9 protein-coding genes are annotated in these 12,142 nt (G+C 49.7%); 1 reads left to right on the forward strand and 8 read right to left on the reverse strand.

Features of this window, described 5'->3' with window-relative positions:
* Nucleotides 1-216 precede the first annotated feature (216 nt).
* From C4F51_RS02180 to C4F51_RS02215, 8 genes are all read right to left on the reverse strand, one after another.
* On the reverse strand, nucleotides 217-3,738 hold the full coding sequence (locus C4F51_RS02180; protein WP_202987594.1) for a glycosyltransferase: 3,522 nt from the start codon (nucleotides 3,736-3,738) through the stop codon (nucleotides 217-219).
* A gap of 141 nt (nucleotides 3,739-3,879) precedes the next feature.
* Nucleotides 3,880-5,472: a class I SAM-dependent methyltransferase gene (locus tag C4F51_RS02185; protein ID WP_193906766.1), complete on the reverse strand. Its 1,593-nt coding sequence runs from the start codon at nucleotides 5,470-5,472 to the stop codon at nucleotides 3,880-3,882.
* A gap of 34 nt (nucleotides 5,473-5,506) precedes the next feature.
* Entirely contained in the window at nucleotides 5,507-7,246 is a 1,740-nt protein-coding gene (locus C4F51_RS02190) for a motility associated factor glycosyltransferase family protein (RefSeq protein WP_193906767.1), read from the reverse strand.
* A 190-nt stretch (nucleotides 7,247-7,436) separates the two neighbouring features.
* A complete protein-coding gene (locus C4F51_RS02195; RefSeq protein ID WP_193906768.1) occupies nucleotides 7,437-8,069 on the reverse strand; it encodes an acetyltransferase in 633 nt (210 codons plus the stop codon).
* Nucleotides 8,070-8,082: 13 nt separating this feature from the next.
* Nucleotides 8,083-8,847, reverse strand: a complete 765-nt coding sequence (locus tag C4F51_RS02200; protein ID WP_193906769.1) for an SDR family NAD(P)-dependent oxidoreductase — start codon at nucleotides 8,845-8,847, stop codon at nucleotides 8,083-8,085.
* A 30-nt stretch (nucleotides 8,848-8,877) separates the two neighbouring features.
* On the reverse strand, nucleotides 8,878-9,918 hold the full coding sequence (locus C4F51_RS02205) for a ketoacyl-ACP synthase III (RefSeq protein ID WP_193906770.1): 1,041 nt from the start codon (nucleotides 9,916-9,918) through the stop codon (nucleotides 8,878-8,880).
* Nucleotides 9,915-10,145, reverse strand: coding sequence for an acyl carrier protein (locus C4F51_RS02210; RefSeq protein ID WP_193906771.1), 231 nt, complete (start codon nucleotides 10,143-10,145; stop codon nucleotides 9,915-9,917). The genes C4F51_RS02205 and C4F51_RS02210 overlap by 4 nt, the downstream gene beginning before the upstream one ends.
* Nucleotides 10,146-10,209: 64 nt before the next feature.
* On the reverse strand, nucleotides 10,210-11,421 hold the full coding sequence (locus C4F51_RS02215) for a DegT/DnrJ/EryC1/StrS family aminotransferase (protein ID WP_328701288.1): 1,212 nt from the start codon (nucleotides 11,419-11,421) through the stop codon (nucleotides 10,210-10,212).
* A 299-nt stretch (nucleotides 11,422-11,720) separates the two neighbouring features.
* Here C4F51_RS02215 and C4F51_RS02220 point away from each other — a divergent pair, with 299 nt between their 5' ends.
* Nucleotides 11,721-12,116, forward strand: a complete 396-nt coding sequence (locus C4F51_RS02220; protein ID WP_193906772.1) for a copper resistance protein NlpE — start codon at nucleotides 11,721-11,723, stop codon at nucleotides 12,114-12,116.
* The last annotated feature ends 26 nt before the right edge of the window (nucleotides 12,117-12,142 follow it).

The following is a 12,142-nucleotide window of genomic DNA, read 5'->3' on the forward strand; positions in this document are numbered from 1 at the left end:
AACTATGCGCTTGCATCTGTACCAATAACAGATTCAGCTATTGGAGAAAACACCGTATCAGATGGAGGGAAGCTGCTGTTAAAACGGGGTTTTCGAGGTGTTTCAGACCGCTTCGCGGAGCGGGTTGCGCAGGGCAGGGGCGTTGTGGGGCGGTTGTTCAGAAGGGAAAAATCACCGGCATTGCTTGTAATGCCGGTGATTGCGGCGCTTGAAGGATCAGTCGGGCAGCCAGATTTTGCGCCAGTTTTGCTGGATGTTGTCGCTTTCCAGCATCCAGTGTTTATAAACCAGCGCTTGCAGGTCATCACCCATTTTTGCCGTAGCATCCATATCAGCCAGGTGCATACGAATGGCGTCTACCCAATCACGGAAACGGTTTTTAACCCGTGTTACCGGGAATGACGGGTCCTGGTAACAGCGGATATCACTGCAAATTACCGGGAAGCCGCAAGCGCCGTATTCCAGCAAGCGCAAATTACTTTTGCACTCGTTGAACACGTTGACCTCGACCGGAGCCAGTGCCAGGTCCAGATTCAAACTGGCCAATTTCGCCGGGTATTGGCTGATCGGAATACCGGTATGGTATTCATGCACGTAAGGGCGGATTTTTTCCGGGCACATGCCGAAGAATACCCACTCCACTTCGTCGGCCAGCTCTTTCACCACATCAATAATCAAATCGAGGTCGCCGGTGTGGCTGATACCGCCCGCCCAACCCACACGCGGTTTGGCTGAGGTGCGGCGCTGGCTGCCGAGGTCTTTCCACCAGGAGGATGGCAAGCGGTTTTCCATGACCCGGATGTCGCTGTGGAAACCGGCAAAGGCTTCTGCCAGTGCCTCTGTAGAAACGACAAAGCGGTCAACGAACCCCATGGCTTTGCGCAGGCTTTTAACAATGTCTTTCGGCAAATGTTTGCGGTGGATACTTTTCAGCGGCAGGTTGGGCAGGTAGTCGTCCAGTTCGTAAATTTTAAACGCACGGGAAAACGCCTGGCTGCGGCGCATGGCGTCCAGGCGCTCCGGGCGGGTTTGTCGCTGGAAAATAATGGTGTCTGGCGAGAAGCGCTCCAGTAGCGTTGGCTGCAGCAGTTGCTGTGACATGGCGCCCTGAATCAGCCCGGCCGCATGCATGGCATGGAACGGTTGGATAACCCGGTAGTTTCCGCAACCATCGCTGTCTGCCGGGTGAGCCAATACAACCGGCAGCGGGCGCCAGCTTTGCAAGGGTTGCCAGGAAAGTTGCGGTTCGGCCAGTTCGAAACCGGGTTCAGCGCGTAAGGTAAAGCCGGGGTTGTAGGCCTGGTCTCTGGCCAGCACCGGCAGCCAGCGTTGATACATGGCGTCTTCTTCTTCCAGCGACGGGTTGCTGGTGGCAGTTTCGTCCATCAACAGCTGTACGCGGGGCGTCCAGACATTCAGATATCCCGCCTGCTGTAACCTGAGGCACAAATCGACATCGACCCAGCGGGATATCAGCGGGTCCTGATCAAACCCGTCAGCCTGGAGAAATAACTCCTTGCGCAGCAGCAGACATTCGCGGCTGACCGCCGAATAGTTCTGCTCGACTTGCAAACGCTGCATGTAGCCCGGGTCTTTGTGATCGCGACCGGCAAAGGCGCGTCCCGCCGGGCCGCCCAAACCGGTCAGCAAACCTGCATGGCGTATTTTGCCGTCGGCAGATAACAGCTTGGCGCCAACCGCGCCAACTTCCGGCCGCAGGCCATGGTTGAGTAATTGTTGCAGCCAATCCTTGCCGATGATGCCGGCACCGGCGCCCAACCACAGCAGAAAATCGCCACGGGCTTGTTGCGCTGCGGCGTTACAAATTTCCACTTCCGGCGTGCTGGCATCAAAGCGCAGCACGCGCAGTTGCGGAATGTTCATGGCCTCAATGCCGGCCAGCCACTGACAGACGTTGTCTTGTTGGTTGCCATGATCCAGCAATAACACTTCGTAATTACTGTAACTGGTGTTCTCCAGCAGGGTTTCAATACAGCGTTGCGTTTGTACCAACTGCTCTTTAACCACCACCAGAATACTGACCGACGCTTGCAAAGTGTGGTGGTAATCCAGCTGATAGCGACCGGGCAAATGGCTGTTAATAACAGCGTCCGGATAACCGCGCACCTGTAAATGCTGCTGGATGACTTGCTGCTCGTCGGGGTTGTCTTGCAGGGCAAACACGGCACTGCTCAGCAAGGGTTCGCTGATGTGTCCGATGGAGGCCAGGCCGTATTGTTCGACCAGCCGTAATTGATACTCCAGTTCAAAAGCCGTACCGGCAGCTTCGTTGAAGCCGCCCTGATCCAGCAATATATTCCGGCGCAGCAGCCAGTGGCGTGACTGCGCGGCGGGAAAGCTGAGCAGCAAGTCCAGATTGATATCCGGGCGCAACAGCAAGCCCGGCTCACCATCGGCGAGCGTCAGGATCTCATCGGCGTAAACGGCGAGGCACGTCTCGGGGGCATCCAGTAAATCCAGCGCCGCAATCATTAAGCCGCTCGCGGTAAATTCGACACCAGCTTTAGCCACCATCACCCAGGCCGCATCGGTTAATTGCAGAGCCTGATTAATACTGGCTACCGGATTAGCGGTATTCAGTGGCAGGGTGCGATGAGTCTCGGCAACTGTCGCACTTGCTGACAAGACAACCGCATTCGCTTTGCGATACAAACTGATGTCATCAAGGCTGTTCAGTGTTTTATCTACTGCCGCCTGGTCGCCATCGCTGTCCAGCAGCAGCACAGTAAAGTCGGGTTGATGAGTCGTTTCAGACAACCGCTGTTCCATCAACGATTTTTGCACCGGGTCAGGCTTGCGCACGCCCAGCCAGTCGGACAGGGAAACGCTGCCAAAACCGGCTGCACGGTGAATAGCTTGCAGCACATCCACCGGTTTGAAAACGCGTGCCTTGAGCTGGGTAATCGGCGCAACCTGCACCATGCGATTATTGCCGGTGGTGCGATACCAGCCGAGGTCGCGAATCGCCTTGCGGAAATTGGCGTGGCCTTGCTCACCAATACCGGCCTGATCTCTACCTTGTTGGCTGAATTGAAGTTTGGATACCCGGAATTTGGTCAGTGGCTTCGCCAGAAAAGCCAGATTGCCGCGCTGTAACAATTTCACATAAAGCGCCAGATCCCCGACCCACTCAATGGCCTTGCCGTTGAGTGACATCAACTCACTGATCATTTCCATAAGATCATCGCGTCTGGCCAGCACACAGCTGGGCTCACCGATAAAGTTAATGGTGTGATCACCGAGAAAAGAAACCAGCTCGGGGCCATTTATAATGACATCCGAGGCGAATGGAAAGCGGGTCGCCAGAATGTCCGGTAATGGTTCACCGTCTTCATCAATACGCTGACGCCGGGAAGAAACCAAAGCGATGTCCGGCTCGCTTTCGATCGCGGCTACCAGAGAGGCAATAGCATCCGGCTCCAGTACATCATCGTCGTGCAGGAGTTTGATATATTTACCCTTGGCCTTTTTTATACCTTTCGCTGTGCTAACGGTTTCGCCCAGGCGGAGCCCATTTTTAAAATAATGAATAGGAAAATCGGCTTGCTCCTGCTTTTGTTGGAGCAATGTGGCGATATCGCCATCTGTACTATCATCACAAACAATAAGTTCAAGTTCGGAATAACTCTGACTGAGCAAACTGTCCAGTACTTGCTCCATATATTGAAGCTTATAAGCTGGCATGATAACGCTGACCAGAGAGGGTTTACTTGTCATTCCGTATTACCTTGTATTGTGAATGTTGAACAGTTTCATCACTGCGTAGAACAGTTATTCTGTTTGGCCGGTCAGTTATGCTGAGTCTGTATGTTACACAATGGCGCTCAGCAAGATCGTCTGACGCCAGATGATCTCCGTTTACTTCAAGGACTGAAATACGCAGAATGCCCTTCTGATGACACCGTCATCTGTAATTTCTCCCTGATGTAATAATAGGAAATCAGCAGTAAGAAATAGCCTCATATTCTGCATGAACTCCATGTCATTTTTATCAAGGTTGTTGCTTTCTATAATGATTACTCCCTGCGGAGCTAGCATACCCTTCAGCTTTTCAATGTAATCCTGCATAGGAATTCCAATCCAAACGTGAACGGCAAAAGAAAATATTACATCGTATTGCTGCTTATTATTTGATTGGAATTCGTCGAAGGTTGACGTCAAAAAAGTACAATTTTCTGCAGCATTGTGCCGGGCTAAATAATTGGCAATTTTGATTACATCGGCATTGTTATCGAAACCGGTATAACTTGCTCCCAGTTTTGACGTTTCAATTCCAAAACAACCAATATTACAACCAATATCAAGAATGTGATGGTGAGGCTCTATCCACTTGTTCAATGCATAAGTATTTGCACGCAACATCGTAGGACGTTGGCCGGGAAGGCGCCAGTCCTCGTGGCCTTGATAAAGCTCGCCGTGACGACCAAATACTTGTTGGTTGCTACTGAAAACTGAGTAAATATTCAGTTTGCATTCCAGCCAGGCATCGCCATCTTCTGCTGTTGATGCGAAATAACACAGGATGGGGTCGTTGTCAGAAAGCTCAAGATCTGCTCTGAGATTAAAGGGCGAAAAAATTTCGAGTGTGAACTCGCTGTAAGGCGTATCCGGGTATTTAAATAGCACTGGCTTGAAACGGCCTTTTGCGAATACGAATCCCGGATAGTACCAATATCCAACCCTGCTTTTAGGTACATTGCTGTAGTTTGCAGTGTAGGTGACTGTGCAGCCAGCTTCATAAGCAATAGGAGGGATATTATGGAATATTTCCGTTGGACTAAAAGCAGTACGCACGTTCAATGTGCCGGGGTAGAGCTCGTCCCAGCTGGCAAGTTGTTTGAGATTTTCCTCCCGCTGAGGATTGAGTGCCAGTATCTCTTTTTCTCCCGGAGGATCTTCAGCTTTGAAATGGGCGCCGGTTGAACGAAGAAAAATTTTACCTGTAATGATCTGAAAGTCACGAGCTACTTGTTTCTTGCCCATAAGCAGCTCAAGCCGACTTTTTCGGATGGCTTTTTTCGCCACAGGTGTATAAAAATCCAGACTGGCTATCCAATGATAAGCCTCATCCATATAACCTAAATAAAGGGAAAGCTCAGCAGCTTTTTCGATCAGTTTTACATCGGTTGGATATGCTTTAATCGCACTTAAAACGTAAGAATATGCTTTATCTTCGAGATTAAGACTTGCGAGCCTGGCGATAAGCTCATCAAATTTCAATAAACCTTCTGACGAAGATTCAAGAAATTTATAAATACAGAATTTTGCACTTTCTACGGCCTCTGCTTGGCTGAGTTGAAGAATAATGTCATGAACCGCAACGTGGTCATTAATATAGTTTTCGACGAGCAGAAAGCATTCTTTCTCCAGATCAATCCATGCACTCTGGTCTTCAAGTCTTTTGAGAGCATGCACATGCTCCGGGAGATTATCGAATTCAATTGTATTCATAGTAAGGGCACGCTTTCTGATCAGAGATTATGAGCTATGATAATGAAGATTTTTCATTCTGAAATTGCGAAGCTACGTATTCCAGAGGCAACTGCGGCGAATGGGTAATTTTCTTTAACTCAATGCCATTTTTTTCGAGGGTCTGATGAGCAAATCTGAAAGCTTCAATAGCCTCGTTTTCCGGCATCCTGCCGTTAATAGATGTGCCAAAGAAATAGGGCTGGGAATAATCAAGATCTACACCGCCCACCAGAATTTTTGAATAACCCATGTAAGCAGCAATCTGTATTGCATCCAATACCACCGTTCGGCCACAGTAAGTTCTATAAGCTGCATCCATAGAAAAGAACCCTTCATGCATGCCAGGATCATCTACCGATGTAAACTGTATCACCTGCTGTTCTTTTAATTCTGCTAACCAATCCTGTTCGGCATGGGCATAGACATCATTGCGAAAAAATTTGGTACCGGCTTTTACTCCCATAATTTTTTCGCTGAAATTTTTAAAACCCAATAGATCAGCAAACATGTAGTACTTCGGTGAGAATGTAATTCCCCTTTTTTCCATTTCAAATGCACGATTACACCAGAAAGCATCTTCACTCATTAACCTTGAGAGATTCAGCTCATTAAGTGAGGCTGCATTGCCTAGTACATACGCTGTCTTGCCCGCGCAGCTGTCTTTCAATGAGAGCATTGCCGTTGTATGAGAAACAGTAGGCTCTGTGCTGTCAAGGCGGGATTTTCTATCCAAAGCATTCAGGCGCGTTATAAGTGTTCCTCCACCTGACCTCAGGAACGAGAAATAGGGTATGGTACGGCCCCAGTTCATGACCTTTTCATAGTCGCCCCAGCTATCAAAAATCTCGCGTGCGCACAAATGATCCGGCAGGTTGGTCGGAGGAGGTATTGGTTGAAACCTATTTTCCGCAATGGCGTGCCAAAATTCAGGTAAAAGAACGGTATTGAAAGGAATTTGTTTGAATTCGGAGGTTACAGCGGTTAAAGGTGCGTGTAATTGGACAGCCTCTTTGGCAAACCACTTTGCTTCCTGAAGTATATTGGCGCTTATGCCGACCAATTGGATATCGTCATTAAAGCAAAGCAGTTGATAAGCGTTGTTATGACAAACCTTGACAGAAACGTTTAGCAAATCACTTAGCCACGTCAACATAGCCGACGGATCTTCATCTCCGATCGGTTTGTACAAAATCCTTCGACCTCTATCCAGCGATGTTAACTCTTCTGAAAATGCAGTTAGAGACGGCAAACCCGTAAGGTCACTATCAGGTGCAGGGTAGTCCTCATCAGAACCTATAATGATGGTTGTTTTTTCAAGGTTAATAAAATGAGTGTTTGAATTTTCCTGCTTGCGCCTTTGGGCTCGAACACTGGATGTCAGATGTGCTGCTTCCAGGTTGAGCGTTCTATCAGATACAGCATAACCTTCCAGAGCCTTTTCAATGTCCTTACAGTTGGTGCGCCAGGCCAGGTAAAGGTCTTTCCCAAATTGTACTGGTGAAACCCGGAACTCAATATAAAAGATTCCTTTTGTTTCAAGTTCGATACGTGTTGCGTTCGGAAGGTTAAAGCAGATCAATAAAGATTTGCTGGTGTCATCTGAAGATATTGCATCCAGTGCTGACGCCAAAGAGACGTATTTCGTTAAAGCAGTTGTGATACCTTGCTGCACAGCTTCAGCAATAAACTCGAAGAATGTTTCTCCCCGATATTGATCTGTCATCAGGTAGTGCAGGTGTTGCCACTGTATCATTGCGATTTCTCGTCGTTGACTACTGAAGGTAAAGATCGATTTTTTTCGTAGCCAATCAATACCCGTCGGTTTAAGAGCCCATTTTAATTCATAATATCCCGGTGTGTTTGGGGGATATTTTTATGCGGACACTCATTGGTAAAAATCCGGAGTGTGGCGCGTCATCGACTCGATCTTTTAAATTGAAGTATTACTTATTAAAAATAACTTTGGCCGGATTGCCAACGACGGTTGCGCCAGCGCTTACGTCTTTGAACACGACGGCACCCATACCCACAACTGCACCTTCACCAATACTGACCCCGCGGGCAATCATGGCGCCGGAGTGAATCACAGCGTGATTACCGACTTTGACATACCCGGCCAACAGGCAGCGGGGGCCTATATGGACGTAATCGCCTATCACCACATCGTGCCCGATCAAGGTGTCCTGGTCGATAAAACAGTAAGAACCTATTTGGCTGTCGACACCACTGCTAACGTCATAACCAAAAAAGGTGGCACCATAGCGAGTGCGAGTGCCTAAATTGGTACGAGTGCGAACTGAAATAAATTCAGCGCCTTTGGCCAGTAATGGCGTTACTTGTTGTTCTCGACTGAAAGGGTCACCAATGGCAGCAACAAAGACATGTTGTGGTTGAGGCGTAAAACTCTCCGGATAACCAAGCCACGGATAATAAAGTTCGGCTGGCACTACCTCCGGGCCTCGCTCGTCGAGAAACCCTGCGATAATCCAATCAATACCGTGGGCGTAATCTATTTGCAGTTGGGCGAGCGCCTGTTTGCCCAGCCCGCCAGCACCTACAATAATCAATTCTTTCATCGTATTGTTTTACCTAGCTGATCGTCAGGCCGCCATCCATAACCAGCGTGGTTCCGGTGATCCAGCGGCTGGCTCCTGAAAGCATAAAAATAGTGGCGTTGGCGATATCTTCAGGTTTGCCAAAACCCAGAGGGTAATTGTTTTTTTCGGTTTCCAGCGAACCTACCATCTTTGCTGTGGCTTCGAGCAACGGCGTTTCGACCAGGGCGGGTGAAAGGCAATTGACGCGGATTTTTCGCTTTACGACTTCCATGGCGAGGCAGCGGCTCATGGCAATCAGTGCCGCTTTGCTACCTGAATAGGCACCTACACCGGCAACGCCAATATGAGCAGCAATGGATGCAATGAAAACAATGGCACCTTCCGGACTGACACGATTCCGTTTTAACAAAGACTGGGTAAGTAATACGGGTGCATCAACATTTATGGACTGTACTTCGCGCAGGTGCGCTTCATTCATCATCCTGACCGGACACAAGCGTGAGATACCGGCGCTGTGTACCAGCCCCTGAATTTCCTGATCAAGCGATGCAACCAGCGCATCTCGCTCGGTAGTAACGGTCAGATCGGCTACTACTGCTCTGTGGGGCAAATCGGATATGGATTGGAGTTCTGCCAATACTTTTTCCAGCCGTTCGTTGTTTCGTCCGGTAATAATCAACTCGGCTCCCATACTCGCGCAGCTCAGTGCGATGCGTTCGCCGAGTCCGGAGCTGGCTCCGGTAACAAGAATGCGTTTACCGGCAAGACTGAATGGATTGAATGCAGCGCTATCCACGTGCTGTTACTCCGTAGTAATTGGCGGTGATCATGATTCTATGAGATCAGGGAAGATGGCACCGTCGATATCAACGAGTGCAGTTCCCCAGGAAAGACCAATTCCGAACCCGGAAAGTAATAAACGTTTAGGGGCAGCTTCCAGTGCTTTATTGATTCGCACGGTCATGGTTACGGGCAAGGAGGCGCCACTGGTATTACCAAATTCCTGCAATGTTGAAGGAACTTTTTCTACTGGCAGGCCAAGCTTTTTACGAATGGTTTCATTAATCATTCGATTAGCCTGATGAAAAATAAAGTAATCAATGTCTTCTTTGCTGGCACAGGCGTAGGTCAGCAACTTTTCAACCGCCGGGGGGACACGCTGGGTTGAAAAACTCAGTACGGCCGGGCCGTCGAGTTGTAAATCGATACCTGTTCGCCAGTGATCGTTTTCATCTTTACGGAAGGGAATCAAATGCTGGATATCAACCGGCTCACGATGACCGCCAACCGGCAGGATGATGGCTTTGTGGCCACTGCCATCGCTGTTCAGGTCAAAGTACATGGGCGCAGCATTTTCGCTGAACTCCAATGCGGTGGCTGTACCGGCATCAGAAAAAATCGGGTCATCCAGTGTTGCGCTGCGATCGCCTACCAGCAGCAAACCTTTTTTCACGCCGCCAGCGGCAATCATGCAGCCTAGAAGATGCAAGCCAAAAGGATAGGCCGAGCAGCCGAGGTTTACGTCAAACGCGATAGTGGCATTGGACAGACCCAGACGATCCTGCAAAATGATGGCGGTTGCGGGAATCAGGTAGTCGGGTGACTGGGTCATTACGATAATCGCATCGACCTCTTCACGTTTCCAATCCAGACTTTCCAGCAATTTTTCCGTTGCTTCAAACGCAAGATCGGAAAAACATTGCCATTTGGGAGCCATACGCCGGGTTTCAATACCGATATTGCGCACAAGCCGCTGCCGTTCAGAGCGAATTTGCGGGCGGCAATCGGTCAGGTTTGAAACGATACGTTTCGGCACACAGCTGGTCATGCCGGCAAAGCGCACATGTTGCAGGGTAGAGGTGGTCATGCCGGTGAACCTGCCAGCTCGTAGAGTTCATTCAGGGTGCGGATTTTGTGCAAATCTTCACCGGTGATGGTTTTGCTGTATTCCATGTCGAACATCACAATGGTCGCCAGCGCAGCCAGCGAATCCCACTCGGGAAGGTCGGCGAGGACAGTGTCCATAGTCACTTCAACCGGTTCCTGAAAATCGGTAGCAGATAGAAAATTGTCAATAAATTGTTGGTGGCTCATAAAAAAATCTCTGATGATTTACTGGTCTTATCGGCTCAAAAAAAGAAAATTAAAGCGCGGCGCATTATGTTTTTCCTGCCTGGAATAGTAAATCCGCAATATGGGCCAGATCTTTATATTCCAGCGTTGGATAAATCGGCAGGCAAAGTACTTTACTGGCGATAGATTGAGCGACCGGCAGGTTAGTCGGCGCCGATGATGGCAGATGGGCATACATCGGGAAGTCGCTGATTAACGGGTAAAAATAGCGCCTGACCAAAATGCCGTGCTGACGTAAATAGTGATACAGCTCGTCGCGGCTCAGCGGGAAGTTGCTCTCTACCATCACCGGGAAGTAGGAATGGTTGGAAGTGATCGCAGGGTTGGGTTCCATGCAGCGAATGCCGGGCAGCTCTGCAAGCAGGGTGCGATAGCGGGTATCAACCGCTTTGCGTTGTTCCAGTGCCTGATCAATATGCTTGAGTTGCAGCAGGCCAAATGCCGCGCTGATTTCATTCATTTTGCCGTTGATGCCAGGCATCAGCACGGTAGTTTCGTCCTGGAACCCGAAATTTTTCAAATGATCGATATGTTTTTTGGTGGCGGCATCCGGGCTGACGATGGCGCCGCCTTCAAAGGTGTTGAATACCTTGGTGGCATGAAAGCTGAGGGCGCTGAGATTCCCGTGTCGCAAAATGCTGCCGCCTTCATCACGCACCGCAAAGGCGTGAGCCGCATCATAAATAACTTTCAGGTTGTGTTTGTCGGCAAGTGTTTTGATGGCGGTGGTATCGCATGGCCTGCCGTAACAGTGCACCGGCATGATTGCCGTCGTCAGCGGGGTGATCGCGGCTTCAATGTTGGCCGGGTCCAGGTTGAGCGTGACCGGGTCAATGTCCACAAATACCGGCTTGATGCCGTTCCACAGCAGAGAGTGCGCCGTCGCCACAAAGGAATAAGGCGTGGTGATCACTTCGCCGGTAACGCCCAGGGCTTGCAGGGCGGTGAGTAACGCCAGAGTGCCATTGGCAAATAAAGAAATATGTTGAACACCCAGATAGTCGCAAAGCGCCTGTTCCAGCGCCTGATGCATATTGCCGCCGTTGGTGAGGAAACGGCTTTTCCATATTTCCTCCAGATAGGGAAGAAACTCTTCCAGGGGCGGAAGCAATGGGCTGGTAACGGGGATGGTGTCGGTCATGGATGAGCGTCTGACATAGTGATATTGCGTTCGGGCCAAAGTTACCGGGAATTTGCCGGATTTACGTCGGGTTACTGCGACTCTCGTGGATAGCATGGTGACGGTAAATCCATCCTTTTCAAACGCGGCCGACTCTATTCTTATGGTTATACAGCAAGGTGTGTGCCTTTCTTATGGCCCGGTGTTACTTATCGCTTTTGGTGGCTACGCAGAAAGATTGCAAACACTACCGCTTTCGCCGCCTGATCGCGAAAGTTGCCGCTATCTTCGTCGAATTTTTAAAGAATTTCCACCCCGCTGTCGTTTTATGACGGGATATCGGAAAGCCCGCCTGGCAGACTATCGATATCTCGACAATACTCGAAGCGTCTATTTGACTGATGAGGTACCAAGCTATGAACGTATTGATAAAACTGATAGGTGCCGTTCTGGTGACGTTGATCATTGCCGGCTGTTCCGACAAAGCGGCAAACACCGCGAAGGAGGCTGCTGGTGGGGGTGATCTGGTGTATGAAGGCGTATTGCCGTGCGCAGACTGCGAAGGTATTGAAACCCGTATTACCTTGCACGAAGGGGACCGCTATACCTTGAGCAGCCTGTATTTGGGGACGGATCAGGCGGCGGTGGTTGAGCGCGGTACGTTTACTCGCCATCCCCAGGAAAGCCGTATCGTGCTGGATGATGGTCGGCAGTTCAAACAGGGTGAGAGCAGTTTGTTACATCTCTCCATGGACGGGCATATTATTACCAGTGCACTGTCGGAGCACTATGTACTGAAGCAGGTTCAGTAGTTATCGGTTCGTAAATCGGTAACTGA

The organism is Cellvibrio polysaccharolyticus, assembly GCF_015182315.1.
GTDB lineage: Bacteria > Pseudomonadota > Gammaproteobacteria > Pseudomonadales > Cellvibrionaceae > Cellvibrio > Cellvibrio polysaccharolyticus.